Origin of the sequence: Paraburkholderia sediminicola, assembly GCF_902859805.1 — a bacterium.
In the GTDB taxonomy this organism is placed as follows: Bacteria; Pseudomonadota; Gammaproteobacteria; order Burkholderiales; family Burkholderiaceae; genus Paraburkholderia; species Paraburkholderia sediminicola.
The window spans coordinates 285,204-302,028 of sequence record NZ_CADIKC010000002.1; the positions used below are offsets into that span (position 1 = coordinate 285,204).

At 62.0% G+C, this 16,825-nt stretch carries 13 protein-coding genes; 7 read left to right on the plus strand and 6 right to left on the minus strand.

Annotated features, from left to right (window positions below):
* Positions 1–8: 8 nt before the first annotated feature.
* Positions 9–794, minus strand: a complete 786-nt coding sequence (locus tag R8871_RS09815) for an SDR family NAD(P)-dependent oxidoreductase (RefSeq protein ID WP_175050256.1) — start codon at positions 792–794, stop codon at positions 9–11.
* A 104-nt stretch (positions 795–898) separates the two neighbouring features.
* On the minus strand, positions 899–1,792 hold the full coding sequence (locus R8871_RS09820) for an alpha/beta fold hydrolase (RefSeq protein ID WP_175050257.1): 894 nt from the start codon (positions 1,790–1,792) through the stop codon (positions 899–901).
* Between the two features lie 174 nt (positions 1,793–1,966).
* On the opposite strand from R8871_RS09820, the gene R8871_RS09825 reads away from it, so the two are divergent.
* The 7 genes from R8871_RS09825 to R8871_RS09855 all read left to right on the plus strand — a co-directional run bounded on the left by R8871_RS09825 (position 1,967) and on the right by R8871_RS09855 (position 10,670).
* A complete protein-coding gene (locus tag R8871_RS09825) occupies positions 1,967–2,779 on the plus strand; it encodes an SDR family oxidoreductase (protein ID WP_175050258.1) in 813 nt (270 codons plus the stop codon).
* Between the two features lie 129 nt (positions 2,780–2,908).
* Complete coding sequence (locus R8871_RS09830; protein WP_175050259.1) at positions 2,909–4,498, plus strand: DUF1302 domain-containing protein; 1,590 nt, start codon at positions 2,909–2,911, stop codon at positions 4,496–4,498.
* 100 nt (positions 4,499–4,598) lie between these two features.
* The gene (locus tag R8871_RS09835; protein ID WP_175050260.1) at positions 4,599–5,990 is read left to right on the plus strand and encodes a DUF1329 domain-containing protein; all 1,392 of its coding nucleotides are present in this window, start codon (positions 4,599–4,601) and stop codon (positions 5,988–5,990) included.
* Positions 5,991–6,074: 84 nt separating this feature from the next.
* Positions 6,075–6,857, plus strand: a complete 783-nt coding sequence (dmpE, locus tag R8871_RS09840) for a 2-oxopent-4-enoate hydratase (protein WP_175050261.1) — start codon at positions 6,075–6,077, stop codon at positions 6,855–6,857.
* A gap of 34 nt (positions 6,858–6,891) precedes the next feature.
* The gene (locus R8871_RS09845) at positions 6,892–7,791 is read left to right on the plus strand and encodes an acetaldehyde dehydrogenase (acetylating) (protein ID WP_093633015.1); all 900 of its coding nucleotides are present in this window, start codon (positions 6,892–6,894) and stop codon (positions 7,789–7,791) included.
* 10 nt (positions 7,792–7,801) lie between these two features.
* Complete coding sequence (gene dmpG, locus R8871_RS09850; protein ID WP_175050262.1) at positions 7,802–8,833, plus strand: 4-hydroxy-2-oxovalerate aldolase; 1,032 nt, start codon at positions 7,802–7,804, stop codon at positions 8,831–8,833.
* 964 nt (positions 8,834–9,797) lie between these two features.
* Positions 9,798–10,670 (plus strand): tyrosine-protein phosphatase, encoded by an 873-nt coding sequence (locus R8871_RS09855; protein WP_246287508.1) that lies wholly within the window; start codon positions 9,798–9,800, stop codon positions 10,668–10,670.
* 132 nt (positions 10,671–10,802) lie between these two features.
* Here the strand turns inward: R8871_RS09855 and R8871_RS09860 are convergent, their stop codons facing one another.
* The 4 genes from R8871_RS09860 to R8871_RS09875 form a co-directional block, all read right to left on the minus strand.
* Entirely contained in the window at positions 10,803–11,879 is a 1,077-nt protein-coding gene (locus R8871_RS09860) for a Rieske 2Fe-2S domain-containing protein (RefSeq protein ID WP_175050263.1), read from the minus strand.
* A 118-nt stretch (positions 11,880–11,997) separates the two neighbouring features.
* Positions 11,998–14,430 (minus strand): efflux RND transporter permease subunit, encoded by a 2,433-nt coding sequence (locus R8871_RS09865; RefSeq protein ID WP_175050264.1) that lies wholly within the window; start codon positions 14,428–14,430, stop codon positions 11,998–12,000.
* Positions 14,431–14,527: 97 nt separating this feature from the next.
* Positions 14,528–15,538 carry a YCF48-related protein gene (locus tag R8871_RS09870; RefSeq protein ID WP_175050265.1) on the minus strand — a complete coding sequence of 337 codons (1,011 nt, stop codon included), beginning with the start codon at positions 15,536–15,538 and terminating at the stop codon, positions 14,528–14,530.
* 72 nt (positions 15,539–15,610) lie between these two features.
* Complete coding sequence (locus R8871_RS09875) at positions 15,611–16,816, minus strand: acetyl-CoA C-acyltransferase (protein ID WP_175050266.1); 1,206 nt, start codon at positions 16,814–16,816, stop codon at positions 15,611–15,613.
* Positions 16,817–16,825: the final 9 nt, after the last annotated feature.

Here is a 16,825-nt window from a genome sequence, read left to right on the forward strand (position 1 = left end):
CCGTCCTCCTAGCGCGCGGTGTAGCCGCCGTCGATCACCAGTTCCGTGCCGGTCACGTAGCGGCCGGCCGGCGACACCAGATACAGGATGCCCGCCGCGATATCTTGCGGATCGCCGATCTTCGCAAGCGGCACCAGCGTTTTCATATGCTCGAAAATCTGCTCCGGGTCGCCGAGCTTTGCGAACGCTTCTTCCAGGAGCGGCGTGCGGATAAAACCGGGGTGCACGGAATTCGCGCGGATGTTCTGCGTGGCGTACAGCATCGCTTCGGTCTTCGCCATCAGCCGCACCGCGCCCTTCGACGCGTGATACGCCGGCACGTCCGGGCCGCCGACCAGCCCATACATCGACGACAGATTCACGATCGAGCCGCCGCCCGCCGTCAGCATGTGCGGAATCGCGTACTTGGTGCAGAGGAACACGCCCGTCACATTGACGTCGATGACTTTCTGCCATTGCTGCAGCGTCATTTCGTGCGTGGGCAGATTCGCGCCTTCGATCCCAGCGTTGTTCACCAGGGCGTCGAGCCGTCCAAAGCGCGTGGCGATTTCGCCGAACACGCGCTGCACGTTGTCTTCCTGCGTGACGTCCATCTTCCAGAACGCGGCGCGGCCGCCCGACTCATTGATCTCCGCGACCAGTTGCTCGCCGGGTTCCGTCAGTACGTCGAGCACCGCGATCGCCGAGCCGGCTGCCGCCAGAGTGCGTGCTGTCTGCGCACCGATGCCGCGCGCGCCGCCGGTGATGGCGGTCACTTTGCCGCTCATGTCGAACAGTTGATGGGGAAATGTCATACCGTCTCCGTCATGTTGTAGTTAGGGTTTCTGTGGCGCGTAGCCTTGCGGCCTCCGTGTCGGCCACGTCAGCCGGACCCGTCACGCCGCATTCGAAGCATGCCTCAAGCGGCGCGCCGTTCCGCGAGAAATTCCAGACATTCGCGATTGAAATATCGCCGATGCTCGACCATCACCCAATGCCCGCAACGATTCATCAGGACAAAGCGCGCGTCGGCGCAGTGCTCGAGAAACCGCATCGCGCCGCTGGCCGGATTGAAGCGGTCATCGGTGCCCCAGAAACCCAGTACGGGGCATTTGAGTTCGCCGAGCCGGTCAGTCAGGTTGGGCACGCGCATCGTCGACAGCACTTCCGGCGGCTGGTGTTCACACACGGCGAGACGTTCTTCGACCAGCGCGTCGGTGACAAGGCTGCGATCGAACACCAGCAGTTCAAGCAATTGCCGCATCGTCAACCGATTCATCTGGCGGTTCGTGAAGAGCGACACCATCTTCTGGATGCCCTCCATTTTGAAGTAGGTCTCGCGTTCCTCTACACCGCCCGGCGCCATCATGATCAGGCTGTCGACGTCTTCCGGATAGTCGAGCGCGTATTGCAGCGCGATCGCGCCGCCGAGCGAATTGCCGAGCAAAGTCGCCCGGCCAATGCCGTTCGCCGTGAGCTGCGCGCGCAATGCGCTCACGAAGAAATCGAGTGTGTAGTGCACGTCCGCAGGTTTCGACGACGCGCCATAGCCCGGCAAATCGACCACGATCGCGCGATGACCGGCTGCTGCGAACTGCGGGTAGTTGTGCTTGAAGTTACTGAAGCCGCTGGCGCCTGGGCCGCTGCCGTGGATGAACACAACGGGCGCGCCGCTGCCGGCTTCGAAATGATGCAGTGTCAGGCCGCCGGGGACCTCCGTGAAAATCCCCTTGGGCGCCTGCAGGACGGGTGGCGCGCTACGTGATTGACCGTGCGTGTCTGCGTGTTGGGACTCGGTGGGTGTTGCATTCATGCGCGCTTGTCTCCTTTGTCGCGCCGCGCTCTTCGGCGCGGCAGATTGTATGAAGGTCGCCAGCGAAAGCATCATCCCGTCGAATCCGCAGCCAGGCATCGTCTTTTCAGACTACGAGGCCACGCCGCATTTCTCCTACCATCGGCCCCACATGAACAGCGGGAGACAACGGCAATGAGCGGGTTTGATTTCAGCGGCAAGGTGGTGCTGGTGACGGGCGGCACCAAAGGGATCGGCGCGGCCATCGCGCAGGCTTTCAGCGACGCGGGCGCTACCGTGTACGTATGCGGACGCACGCCGCCCGCAAGCACGGTTGCGGGTTTTCCTGAGAACGCCCCGCGTTTCATCGCCGCGGACGTGCGCGACATCGACACAATCGACGCGCTGCTCGCGCAGATCGAACGCGAAGCCGGCCGGCTCGACGTGCTCGTCAGCAATGCAGGCGGTGCACCGTTCGCGCTCGCCGCGCAGGCCTCACCGCGCTTCACCGAAGGCGTCATCCGCCTGAACCTGGTGGCGCCGCTTCAGATCGCGCAACGTGCAAATGCGTTGATGCAACAGCAACCGGAAGGCGGCGTCCTGCTATTCATCGGCAGCGTGAGCGGTTTGCGGGCGTCCCCGGGAACAGCGGCCTATGGCGCGGCGAAGGCGGGCCTGCTGAATGCGGTGCGCTCGCTCGCGGTGGAATGGGCCCCCAAGGTTCGCGTGTGCGCGGTGAGCCCGAGTCTCGTCGAAACCGAAGCCGCCACCCGTGGCCACACGGGGTCGTCACCGGAAGACGCCGCGGCCGCGCTCGACAACATCGCCGCGACAATTCCCGCAGGCCGGCTCGCAAAACCCGGCGATATTGCGTCCGCGTGCCTCTTCCTCGCATCACCGCACGCCGCCTATGCGTCAGGCAGCAACCTGATTCTCGAAGGCGGCGGCGAAGTGCCCGCCTTTCTCGCCGCCACCGATCTGCACAAGGCGTTCGCTACGACACCCTGAGCGCATTCGCACGCGCACGCCTCGCATCCCTGGGGCAAGCGACTAGTCCGTTTTGACGATTCTCGCGCCGCACGTGCCCCCTAACCTCTGATCACAACAAATTTCAGATGTGACCACAGAGGAGACAGGATGCAGATCAACGGAACACAAGAGCGCGCACCGGCGATGCGCGCAGTGTGCGCGGCATGCAGACTCGCCGTGCTGGCAGCAGCGTCGGCGGCGACGCTGACAACGTTCACCACCCCGGCTTATGCGGGCGACACCATCAATCTCGGCGCGGACACCACGCTCGATTACACCTTCACGCTCGGCTACGGCCTGGGCATGCGCACACGCGCGCCGAGCGGCAATTTGCTGACGCCCGAGAACATCAACGGCGACGACGGCGACCGCAACTTCGCGAAGAACAAGCTGATCGAGAATCAGGTGAGCCTGCTCGGTGAAGTGAACCTCAAGCACGACGACTGGGGTGTCTTCGTGCGCGCCGACACGTTCTACGATCAGGCGTACCAGCATTCGAACTACAACAACGCACCCTTCACCGTGAATCACGGCGGCACCTACAACAACTTCACCGAACAGGCGAATTACTGGGCCGGCGGGCGCACCCAATTGCTCGCGGCTTACGTCTACAACACGTTCAAGCTCGCTGGAACAAGCCTGAACGTGAAGGTCGGCGATCAGGTGGTGGCCTGGGGCGAGAGCGTGTTCTTCCCGAACATTGCCGGCGCGCAAGGCCCCGCGGATGCCACCAAATCGTTCGTCGCCGGTGCTGAAGTGAAAGACATCCTGTTGCCGGTGCCGCAGATTTCGACGCAGTGGCAGATCGCGCCGAACTTCAGCCTGCTCGGCTACTACCAGTTTTCCTTCCAGCCAAATCAGCTGAGCGCGCCGGGCAGCTATATGAGCTATTCGGACGTGGTCGGCCCCGGCGCCGAATACATCATCGGACCGGGTGGCATTCACATTCCGCGCGGCAACGACATTCGTCCCGGCAACAGCGGGCAATGGGGTCTCGGCGCGCGTTGGCGCGTGTTCGGCGACACCGAAATCGGTGCGTACTACCTGCACTACAACGACATGAATCCGAGTGTCGTGACCACCTACTTTCCGACGTTGCAGTACCAGCAGAAGTACTTCGACAACATCAAACTCACCGGCCTGAGTTTCTCCACCGACCTGAACGGCGTGAACGTGGCCGGCGAAACGTCGTATCGCCAGGGCGCGGCTGTGCTCGTGAACACCCCTGCCGGTGCGCAATCGACACGCGGTGACGTGTGGCAGTCGAACCTGTCCGCGATCTATTCGATCGGACCGACGTTCCTCGCCGCGTCGCAAACGCTGGTCGGTGAAGTCTCGTATGTACACGCCGGCAACATCACGCCGCTGCTCGGTTCGTCGACGCTCGCCAACACGCGCAATTCCGCCGCCTTCGAAGTGGCGTGGACGCTCAGCTACAAGAACGTCTTCAACGGTTGGGACGTCGACGTGCCGCTTACCTATGCCGACGATTTCACCGGCAAGTCGGCACTTGCCGGCGCACTCGGTTCGATGACCGGCGTAGGCGATCACCGCGTTACGGTAGGCGTGAACTTCACGCGCCTGAGCAATCTGAAACTCGGACTGGTCTACGCGAAATTCCTCGGCCGGCCGGACCCGACCAATCGTCCGCTCGCCGATCGCGACTACGTGCTCGCCACGGCGACTTACTCGTTCTGATATTGCGTTCCCTGTTGACTGGGCGTCTGGTGTTTCGGACGCCTCACAGCATGCATCACCCTTTGAATCAGCCGTCTTTTTACTGCAAGAGGATTTGGTCATGAGTCGAATTTTCAATCCCGCATTGCGAGTCTGCGTGATCGCGGCAGCCGCCGCGTTCGCCGCCGCACCCAGCGCCCCATCGTTTGCCAAAACCAGCCCGGAAGATCTCGCCAAACTCGAAGGCCCGCTCACGCCCATGGGCGCCGAGCGCGCGGGCAATGCCGACGGCACGATCCCCGCGTGGAGCGGCAAATGGTTCGGCACGCCGCCGGGCGTCGACTACAAACCGGGCCAACGCTTCCCCGATCCGTATGCGAGCGAGAAGCCGCTCTTCGTGATTACCGCGCAAAACATGCAGCAATACGAAGCGCGTCTCACCGACGGCGAGAAAGCGCTGCTCAAGAAGTATCCGGATACCTTCAAGATTCCGGTCTATCCGAGCCACCGCGATTTCAGCTATGGCGACGCCGTGTACAAGGATATCCGTCTGTACTCGCCCACCACCACGATGACGAAAGACCAGAACGGCCTGAAGGATTTCCCGCCGGTCACGCCATTCCCCGTGCCGAAGAACGGCGTCGAGGCGATGTGGAATCTGCGCTTCGCATCCGCGGTCGAAGGCGAAACCGCGACCTACGACCAGGCCGTGGTCTACCCGGATGGCAATATTGCATGGGGCAAGGTGCAGTACGCGATCTACGGGCCGCGCAGCGCTGACCATTTCGAGCCGAAGAACGCGCTGAACGCGAAGAGTTTCTTCCGTCAGACCACCATGCTGCCGCTCTCCGATCGCGGCACGATCATCACCGGCTATGAGATGTGGGATCAGGAAGGCTCCGACACCCGCCGCACGTGGTCATATAACCCGGGCACACGGCGCGTACGCCAGGCGCCGGAGTTCGGCTTCGATCAGCCCGAAGGGCCAGGCGGTTTCCGCACCGTCGACGACGACCGCCTCTTTAACGGCTCGGGCGAGCGTTACGACTGGAAGATCGTCGGCAAGCGCGAAGTGTATGTGCCGTACGACAACTACAAGCTGATGGATCCGTCGATCAAATACACCGATCTGCTGACCAAGGGCCACGAGAACACGCAATACATGCGCTTCGAACTGCATCGCGTGTGGGTGTTGCAAGCCACGCTCAAGTCTGGCTATCGCCATCAATACGCGAAACGGGTGCTGTATCTCGACGAGGACACATGGAACGCAGTCGCCGCCGACAACTACGACGCTCGCGGCACCTTGTGGCGCACCAACCTCGCTCCGACGCTCTATGCGTTCGACGCCAAAGCGTTCTACTCGACTGCCGTGTTCTATCACGACCTGATTTCAGGCGCCTATTACGCGGACCGTCTGGCGAATCAGGAACCGATGCCGGTGCTCACGCGCGGCTCGCAACTGACCGAGGCGTACTTCTCACCTGATGCGATTCGCGGCGCGGGCAATTGATTTCGTTGCGCCTCCATTGAAGCCGCGGCGGGGGACGGGTTCAGCCCCCGCCCCGGCGCTTTTCCCTTTCTTATTGCGGTCGCCATGACTTCGACACTTCACGCCACACTCGGCGACGAGCTTTACCACGCATGGTGCGAACGCACACCAATTGCACCGTTCTCGGCGCGCGCCGCCGGTTTATCGCTCGCCGACGCTTACCGCGTGCAGCAGCACTTCGTCGCACGCCGCATCGAAGCGGGTGAAACCGTCGTCGGCAAGAAGATCGGCGTGACGAGCCAGGCCGTGCAGGACATGCTCGACGTGCGCCAGCCGGATTTCGGCGTGCTGCTTTCCGGCATGCATTACGTGGCCGGCGAAGACATCCCCATCGCGAATCTGATCGCGCCACGCGCCGAAGGCGAAATTGCGTTCTATCTGAAAGACGATTTGCGCGGCCCGGGCATCACGCGAGACGCGGTGCTCGCGGCAACCGAAGCGGTCGGTGCGTGCTTCGAGATTGTCGATTCGCGCATTCGCGATTGGGCGATCCGCATCGGCGACACGGTGGCCGACAACGCGTCATGCGGCGTCTACGTACTGGGCGAAGAACGTGTTGCGCCCCACTCGCTCGATCTCGCCGCCTGCCGCATGACGCTCGACAAGAACGGCGAGCGCGCGGCCGAAGGAATCGGCGCGGCCGCACTAGGTCATCCGGCCGATGCCATCGCGTGGCTCGCGAACACGCTCGGCGAACTCGGCGTACCGCTGCTCGCCGGCGAAGTCGTGCTGTCGGGTTCGCTGGCGGCCCTGATTCCCGTCGTTTCCGGCGACCAGCTGCACATGCAGATCGAAGGCATCGGCAGTTGTTCCGTGCGCTTCATCTGATCGATTGACCGTCTTTTCCTTGAGGATGCATTCAATGAGCAAGATCAAATGCGCGTTGATCGGGCCCGGCAATATCGGCACTGATCTGCTGTACAAACTGCGCCGCAGCGCGGTGCTCGAGCCCGTGTGGATGGTCGGCGTCGACCCGGACTCGGACGGCCTCGCGCGCGCCCGCGAAATGGGACTGAAGACGACCGCTGACGGCATAGACGGCCTGCTGCCCCATCTGGCCGCCGACGATATCCGCATCGCCTTCGACGCTACCTCCGCATACGTGCACCGCGAGCATTCCGACAAGCTGACCGCGCGCGGTGTGCGCGTGATCGACCTGACGCCTGCCGCGATCGGCCCCTTCTGCGTACCACCGGTCAACCTCGCCGCCCAGATCGACCAGCAGGCCATGAACGTCAACATGGTCACGTGCGGAGGCCAGGCCACCATTCCGATGGTGTATGCCGTATCGCGCGTGCAGCGTGTGGTGTATGGCGAGATCGTCGCGACCGTGTCGTCGCGCTCAGTCGGCCCCGGCACGCGCAAGAACATCGACGAGTTCACACGCACAACGGCGCAGGCGATCGAAAAAGTCGGTGGCGCAGCGGCGGGCAAGGCGATCATCGTGATCAATCCGGCGGAGCCGCCGCTGATCATGCGCGACACCATCCATTGCCTGACCGAAACCGATCCGGACGTCGAGGCGATTACGGCTTCCGTGCACGCCATGATTGACGAAGTTCGCCAGTACGTGCCCGGCTATACGTTAAAAAACGGCCCCGTGTTCGATGGCCGCCGCGTATCCGTGTTCATGGAAGTGGAAGGCCTCGGCGACTATTTGCCGAAATACGCCGGCAATCTCGACATCATGACCGCCGCTGCCGCGCGCACCGCCGAACTGTTTGCCCAACAGATGCTTGCCGCATCGCCTGCCACCGCGTGAGGAGCCGACTATGTCTTTAGCAGGAACCCACATTACTGTGCACGACATGACGTTGCGTGACGGCATGCATCCCAAGCGTCACCAGATTTCACTCGAGCAGATGTGTTCGATCGCGCGCGGTCTCGACGCTGCCGGCGTGCCCTTGATAGAAGTGACCCATGGCGACGGCCTGGGCGGCGCATCGGTCAACTATGGTTTTCCGGCGCACACGGACGAAGCGTATCTGAGCGCTGTGATCGCGGAAGTGAAGCAGGCCAAGGTATCGGCGCTATTGCTGCCAGGCATCGGCACGGTCGACCACTTGCGGCTCGCGCACGAGCTTGGTGTGCATACGATTCGAATCGCGACGCATTGCACGGAAGCCGATGTGTCCGAGCAGCACATTGGCCTTGCCCGCAAGCTCGAGATGGATACCGTCGGCTTTCTGATGATGGCGCATATGTCGTCACCCGAGCAGCTGGTCAAGCAGGCTTGCCTGATGGAATCGTACGGTGCCAACTGCATCTACATCACGGATTCGGCCGGCTACATGTTGCCGGATGACGTGACTGCGCGGATTGGTCTTGTGCGTGCGGCGCTGAAGCCGGAAACCGAACTCGGATTTCACGGCCATCACAACCTGGCCATGGGGGTCGCGAATTCGATTGCGGCTATCGCTGCGGGGGCTAACCGTATCGATGCCGCGGCTGCGGGTCTTGGGGCTGGCGCCGGCAACACGCCGATGGAAGTGTTTGTCGCGGTGTGCGAGCGGATGGGGATTCAGACTGGCGTGGATGTGTTCAGGATTTCGGACGTTGCCGAGGATCTGGTCGTGCCGATTATGGATGCGCCGATCCGGATTGATCGCGATGCGTTGACGCTTGGGTATGCGGGGGTTTATTCGTCGTTTTTGCTGTTTGCCAAGCGGGCTGAAGTGAAGTATCGGGTTCCGGCGAGGGATATTCTTGTTGAAATGGGGAGGCAGCGGCTTGTTGGCGGGCAGGAGGATATGATTGAAGATACGGCTATTACTCTTGCCAGAGGGCGTGGGTTAGAAGTTTAGGGTTTTGCCTGTTCGGCGGTTGATTTTTAGTGTTACTGGGGTTTTCCTTGTTCTGGCTTTTGTGCCTTTCCTTGCTCTGGCTTTGGTGCCTTTCCTTGCTCTGGCTTTGGTGCCTTTCCTTGCTTTGTTAGTGGTCTATTAGCGTTCCCCCTGTGCGGGGGGGCACCTACTTTTCTTTGCTTGCCGCAAAGAAAAGTAGGCAAAAGAAAGCGGCTCAAACCGCTAATGCTAAGTGGGCACCGTGGTTTTTTACGGGTAGTGGTGCATCTGGAATCCGTGTTCTCGCACACTCCGCGCTAGTGACAAAGGACTCATCAGCTCCCACTCCGCACTGCGTGCGTCGCGGACAGGTCTGCATGGGAAACCACGGGCTTCGGTTGAGGTTTGTGGGGGCCGTCGGCTTCGCCTCGGCGACGCTCCCTGCACTTCCGCGGGAACCCCTCACCTCAAATGATTTGTTGATGTGCTGCCCCCTCAGTCCCGGTTGCAATCACAGCCACAGCCGTGGCGGCAATTGCAATTGCAATTGCCATTCCACTCGCACTCGCACTGATGACGGTAATGAGAGTCCAATAGAGAGCCACAATTCGATGGCGAGACGTGAGCGCCAGAACACAGCGATCGGTTTTATGAACAGCTCTTCGGCGCGCGCAGCGCCGCCGGAAGTATGACGCCTTTGTCACTGGCGTATGCACGGGCACGAACCCAGATTCCAGTCGCACCACTACCCGCAGCAAACTGCGGTGCCCGCTTAGCATTAGCGGTTTGAGCTGCTTTCTTTTGCCTACTTTTCTTTGCAGCCGGCAAAGAAAAGTAGGTGCCCCCCCGCACAGGGGGAACGCTAATAGACCACTAACAAAGCAAGGAAAGGCACAAAAGCCAGAACAAGGAAAACCCAACACCCCAGGAACACTGACAATCAACCGCCGAGCAGGCAAAAAACCTTTCCCCTCAAACCAAAATCATGAACCCCACCCCATATAGACTAGCAGCACTCGGTGCCCTGCTAACAGCAATAGCGATCCCCATAGCCGCACAGCCCGCCCCTACCGCAGGCAAACCAACCCCGCACATCCAGATGGAAAAAATCCAGAACACCCGCGACCTGGCGGGCATAACATCAAAAGACGGCCGGCAAATCCAGCCCGGCCGCCTCTTCCGGAGCGGCAACCCAGCCTTCGCCACACCAGCCGACATCGCCAAACTCAAGGCGATGCACCTCGACGTTATCCTCGACTTCCGCGCTGAAAGCGAAAAGAAACCCGCTGAACAAACCTTCGCCTCCCAATTCCCCTGGCAAGCCGACCCGGTCCTCGCCGGCAACCTCGCGCCGGAAACCGTCATCCCCATGCTCAAGCGCTCGACGCCCGCGCAAACGCATCAGTTCATGGTGTCGCTCTACCAGCAATTCCCAGGCACCTATCAAGCGCAATTCGCCCGCTTCCTCAAGCTCGCCGAAGACAATAAAACCATGCTCTATCACTGCACCGCAGGCAAAGATCGCACAGGCTTCGCGACAGTCCTGCTGCTGTCAGCGCTGGGTGTCGATCGAGCAACGGTGATTGCCGACTACCTGGAGTCGAATCGCTATAACGCCGCGGGCAACGCCCAAGCAACCGCGCAGTTGCAGAAGATCGGCGTCGCGCCCGACGTCCTGGCGCCGCTGCTCGCGGTCGACCCGGATTACATCGGTGCAGCAATGGAAGTGATCGATCAGCAATACGGCGGAATGCAACACTATCTCGTGGATGTGCTGCACGTGAACGTGGAGAAGATCCAGCAGAACTATCTGGAACCGGCAACGCAAACTGCAGCGGCGAACCCGCAAGCGCAATAGGTCTTGATTGACTCACAATACTCGCGCTTCACGCCGCGAACCGCCTGGGCTGAAAAACAAAACCCCACGCTCCGAAAAACGTGGGGGAGTCAGCAACCTGAAGGCGGTGCATGCACCGCCTTCTCAATCATCTTATCCCTCGAACACGTGCCGTAGCGGCGGCGGCGCCCCGCCATCGCGCACCTTGATCTCCACCACCTTCCTCGCCGTACTCGACGGCCTCACATCCGCCGCATCGAGGTAAAACTGCGAGTACCAGTCGCGCATCTGATACAACGGTCCATCGCCCTCGCACAACAGCGGATTGTCGATTCGCGTCTTGGAATCCCAGATCGCGACGTCTTCATAGAACGCGGCTTGCGCCTGCTTCGAATACGCGCGCGCAATCTCCATGTTCTGTTCGTCCGACAAACCCGGCACCTTCTTCACCATCACGCCGTAGCGCAGTTCGAAACTGTTCATGTCGATCGGCACATGGCAGTTCAGCAGAATCGAGTGAATCGGATGGCCGCCGCTCTGCCCTGTCATCTCGGTGATGTGATACGCAGGGCCGAAGTAAGTGGACAGCGCAATCAGCTCGTCGTCACCCAGGCGTTCGCTGCGGCCAACCAGCAGTTGCGTGGCCTTGTGGCCTTCAAACAGATTCGCGAAGTAATCGACCGGCGCGCCGTGCACGGTTGCAAAGTGCGCCATGTCGGAGATGTTGTCGACCAGTTCGCGGCAGTTGGTGCCGATCGTCATCAGGTCGACAACCCAGTCCGACCATTCGCCCGAGAAACACGCATCAATGCGGGGAATCGTCACTTCTTCAGACGGCGGATTGCCTTCGGGATCGTGCCAGATAAACAGCAACTGATTCTGCTCACACGTCTGCCATGTGCCGATCTTCGCTTTCGGCGGGATCCGCTTGCAATACGGAATCGACTGGCAATTGCCGTCGCCGTCCCATTGCCAGCCGTGAAACGGACACACCAGCGTGTCGCCATCCACGCGGCCGGTGCTCAGATCGCCGCCCATATGCGGGCAAAAACCGTCCACGACGTTCACGCGCCCCTGCGAATCCATGAAGGCAGCGAGGCGCTGGCCGAAAATGTTCAGCGTGTGCGGCTTGCCATCCTTGTATTCGCTGGCAAGGCCAAGACAATGCCAGCCGCGTGCATATCGCTGCACCAGCGGCTGCGCTTCAATTCTGTAGGGACGTGCGGACATCTGTTATCTCCTCCAATGGAATAGACGGCGCGTCTGAATAGCCGCCGTCATCAGTGTTGTTTCGAAGCGCGCCGACCTCCGCGCTCACGCCTGACGATAGACGTGGCGCACCTCGCTTTCATCGTCCCGACGGACTAGGGAGTTCAGCTAGCCGTTCCACGTTCGGCGTAGCACTACGAGCCCCCGCACGCCGCTCCGCACGTTCCACCCCAAGCCATGCCGCCAGCGCCGGCAACAGGAACACCGCGCCGAACAGATTGACCAGGAACATGAAGGCAAGCAGCACGCCCATATCCACCTGGAACTTGAGCGCGGAAAACGCCCACGTCCCCACGCCGATGAACATCGTCACCGCGGTAAACAAGGCTGCAGTGCCGCGTTGACGCATCGCCGCCGCGAACGCTTCGGGCAACGTGGCGCCTCCGCGTACCTCATGCTGCAACCGTTCGTACAGGTAGATGCCGTAGTCGACCCCCACCCCCACGCCCAGCGTAATCACCGGCAACGTGGCAACCTTCAGGCCGATGCCGAGCCATGCCATCACCGCATTGCACAAAATCGACACCACGGTCAGCGGCACTACGATGCACAACACCGCGCGCCACGAACGGAACGTCACGAAGCACAGCAACGCAATCGCACCAAATATCGACAACAGCATCGCAACCTCGGCCTCGCCGACCGCTTCGTTAGTGGCCGCCATCACGCCGACGTTGCCGCCCGCAAGCCGGAACGCAATATTCGGCGTGTGATCTTCCGCGGCCAGCCGTTTGATTTCATCGACGATGTGCGCGATCGTCTTGCCCTCGTGATCGGTGGTGTAGATCAACACCTGAATCGCCTGGCAATTCTCGGTGTTCATGCCGTTGTCAGGATCGAATGCGCTTGCGCCCTGCGTGAGGCCATCGCTCGAACGCGGCAGCGCGCCCCAGCGCGGATTGCCTTCGTTGAAGGCAGCAATCGAAATCTTCGCGAGCGAAGGCACGCTCACCACCGACTGCACACCCGCCACCCCGCGCATCTCCATCTCGAAGCGCTCGATCGCACTCATCACCGGGTAATGCAGACAGGCATCGTCGAAGCCGGTCGTCTCGACGATCACGGCGAGCGCATCCACACCGATGTTGTACTGGCTCGTGATGCGCGCGTTGTCGAGGTTGTAGCGCGACGTGCTGCGCAACTCGGGCGCGCCGGCGCCGATGTCGCCGATCTGCAGATTGCGCGACTCTTTCGCGCCGAACGCCAGCAACAGCAGCGCGATTACGAACACGCCGAGCGCCGGTGCGGGCCGTGCAAACATCGCGAAGCGCGTCCACAGGCGGCTGCCGCCTTGCGCCGCACGGCTTTGTGCACGCGCCAGCGTGCCGGCCTCGAGCCGTGTGTACGACAACAGGATCGGCAGAAACACCTTGTTGGTGACGATCATCAGCAGCACGCCGAGGCACGCCGTGACACCCAGCTCACGCACAATTTCGATCTGGATGCGCATGATCACCATGAAGCCGAGCGCGTTCGTCAACAACGCCACGGTGCCCGGCACGAACAGCTTGCAAAACGCGTCGCGTGCCGCATCGGTCGAGGACATGCCGGCAACAAGCGCCTGCTTCCACGCATTGGTCATCTGCACCGCATGCGAGACACCGATCGAAAAAATCAGAAACGGAACGAGGATCGACATCGGATCGATGCCGAGACCGAGTATCGGCAACGCGCCGAGCAACCACACCACCGGCAGCAACGCGACGAACAGCGCGAGCACCGTGGTCTTTGCCGAACGCGTATAAGCAAACAGCAGCGCAGCGGTAATCAGAAACGCTAGCGCGAAGAAACCGATCACGCCGCTGATCCCCGCCTCCACGTCCCCCACCAGTTTCGCAAAGCCGATGATGTCGACCTCGACATCCTGATTCGAATAGCGCGCACGGATCTGTTCGAGTTGACGCGCGACCGCGCCGTAATCCAGATGCTTGCCGGTGACAGGATCGGTCTCGCGCAACTCCGCACGGATAAGCGCGGAATGCAGGTCGTTGCCGACCAGCCTGCCGATCTGTCCGGAACGCGCGACATTGCGGCGGACCTTGGCAAGGTCGTCGGGATTCGCGCTGCTGAACTGGCCGGGCACGACCACGTCGCCACGAAAGCCCGCTTCGGTGACCTCCGTATAACGCACGTTCGGCGTGAACAGCGAGAACACGCGTGAGCGATTTACGCCGGGAATGAAGAACACGTCATCGGTCGCGTGACGCAGGTCGTCCATAAACGTCTGGTTGTAGATGTCGCCGTGACCCTTCCAGCGCAGACTCACGAGAATCGTATTCGCGCCCGGAAAGGCGCTCGCATAACGGTTGAACACCTGCATGTACGGGTGCTGCATCGGGATCATCTTGTTGAACCCGGGGTCGAGCCGCAAGCGCGTCGCGGAGCAACCCAGCGCGACCGTCAACGCGAGACACAGCGTCAACAGGATGCGCCGGTGCCGCATGATGGCGTCGGCGCAACGCTCGACAAAACGCGAAAGGCGGGACGAAGAAGGACGGAACGATGCGTTCATGATGCGTCTCACTGCAAGGCAACGGGGAGCGCGGCGGGCGTGGCGAACCGGTGGCCGGCGAGCGCGCTATGGAGTGTCGGCGAACGAAGCCGCGCGTTCAGGAAGGTGAGGCGCTGGGCGCAGCAGGCGCAGACGCGGGCAGCGTTCGGACTGCGGGCGATACCGGCAGCAAGGCGATGCCCGCTTCTCCACCCAACGCAAGCTCGCCATGCCCGGCGTCGACCACGGTTGCGAGGCTCTGCACGCCCCCCACCTTGCGGACCGCGAAGTTCTGTCCGTTATCGCGCGAGGTGACGATCGCGCCACCCTGGCCGACCAGCACGAGTTCACCGTCGGCGAGTTGTGCCGCGCCGAAGTACGAGGTGCCGATGCGGCTATCGATGTGGGTCCACGTGTCGCCCTGATCGGTGCTGCGCAGCACATTGCCGCGCATACCGTAGGCGAGCCAGTCGCCGTCTGCCAGCTTCAGGACGCCGAATAGCGAGCCTTGATAAGGCACGGGGCGCTTCTCCCAGGTCGTGCCGTTATCGCTCGAGCGCAGCAGCGTACCGGTTTCGCCTGCGATCATCAGACGGCCGCTTGCATCGCCGGCAATCGCATTCAGGTGGCGATCGTCGGCGGGTGTTTTTTGCTGGGACCAGGTGGCGCCCGCGTCGTGCGAGACCAACAATTGGCCGAAGCTGCCGCTCGCGAACACCAGTCCACCTGCATTGCCCCACACGGAGAGCAGCGGGTCCGAATGCTTGCGATCGAAGCGCACTTCGCTCCAGTGCGCGCCGCCATCGACGGTGCGCACGATCCAGCCGTCGTGTCCCACCGCGATACCGGTACGCGGCGAAATGAAGAACACCTGTGTGAGCGCCGATGCTTCGTCGGACGCCATCGCGGCTCGTCGCCAGGATGCGCCCGCATCGTCGCTCAGGAGAATCACGCCGCGCTCGCCCACCGCGACGAGCCGCGTGCCGGCTTTGGCCAGCCCGTTGATCTGCAGGCGATCGGCCTGAATGGTGGTCGCCGCAAAGGCCGGCACCGGCCGGGGCGAAAACGCAAACAGCGCTGCGCCCAGTACGGCCGCTGAGAGCAGCAGGCCAGGTAGTGTCGATTTCATTTTTTGTCTCCTGTCGATCGGCGTTGGCGCTTTGACGCCTACTCCGATCCCATGCAAAGCTCCGACCGCGGTCTACGCCGCTGTTTCGAAGAGTGCCGCGGCGCCCATTCCGCCGCCGACGCACATCGTCACGACGACATAGCGCACACCGCGCCGCCTCGCTTCGAGCAATCCGTGCATCGTCATGCGGGTACCGGACATGCCGAACGGATGGCCGACCGAGATCGCGCCGCCGTTTACATTCAGACGATCGGCCGGAATATGCAGCTGATCGCGGCAGTAAATGACCTGGCACGCGAACGCCTCGTTCATCTCCCACAGGCCGATGTCGCCCACCGTCAGCCGATGACGCGCCAGCAGTTTCGGCACCGCGAGCGCCGGACCTATGCCCATTTCGTCGGCGTCACAACCGGCTACGGCCATGCCGCGATAGATACCGAGCGGCTTCAAATCGCGCTGCTTCGCCTCGGCAGCGCTCATCACGACGACCGCCGCTGCACCGTCAGACAGTTGCGACGCATTGCCGGCAGTAATGAACTCGCCCTGTGCGACCGCCTCACCGCCGCTCCAGACTGGCTTCAGCGCAGCCAGACTGACCGCGCTGGTATCCGCGCGATTGCATTCGTCGCGCGTGGCCCGCACGCTTTCTTGGCCGACCAGCTTGCCCTCCTTGTCGAACAGCGCGCGTTGCGCATCGAACGGCACGATCTCTTCGTCGAAGCGCCCCGCCTCCTGCGCCTCGGCCGTGCGTTGCTGGCTCGTCAGTGCGTATTCGTCCTGCGCCGCACGCGAGATTCCGTAACGGCGCGAGACGATTTCCGCCGTTTCGATCATCGCCATGTAGGCAGCCGGCTGATGTGCGAGCACGGCGTCCGAGCGCGTGCGATACGCATTCTTGTGCTTGTTCTGCGTGAGCGTGATCGACTCGACGCCGCCCGCCACCACGATCCGCGCGTCGCCGCACAGAATGTTCTGCGCGGCCGTCGCGATCGTCATCAGGCCCGACGAGCACATCCGGTCCATCGCCATGCCCGGCACCGAAGCAGGCAAGCCCGCCGCAGCCGCCGAGAGCCGGCCGATGTTGTAGCCCTGGGTACCTTGCTGCGCAGCGCAGCCCATCAGCACGTCGTCGATATCGGTGGGATCGAGTTGTGCGCGCTCGACTGCAGCCCGCACCACGTGGCCGCCGAGTGCGGGCGCGTCGGTGTCGTTGAACACGCCGCGATACGCTTTGCCGATCGGTGTGCGTGCAACCGAGACGATGACCGCTTCGTTCATGAACTATTC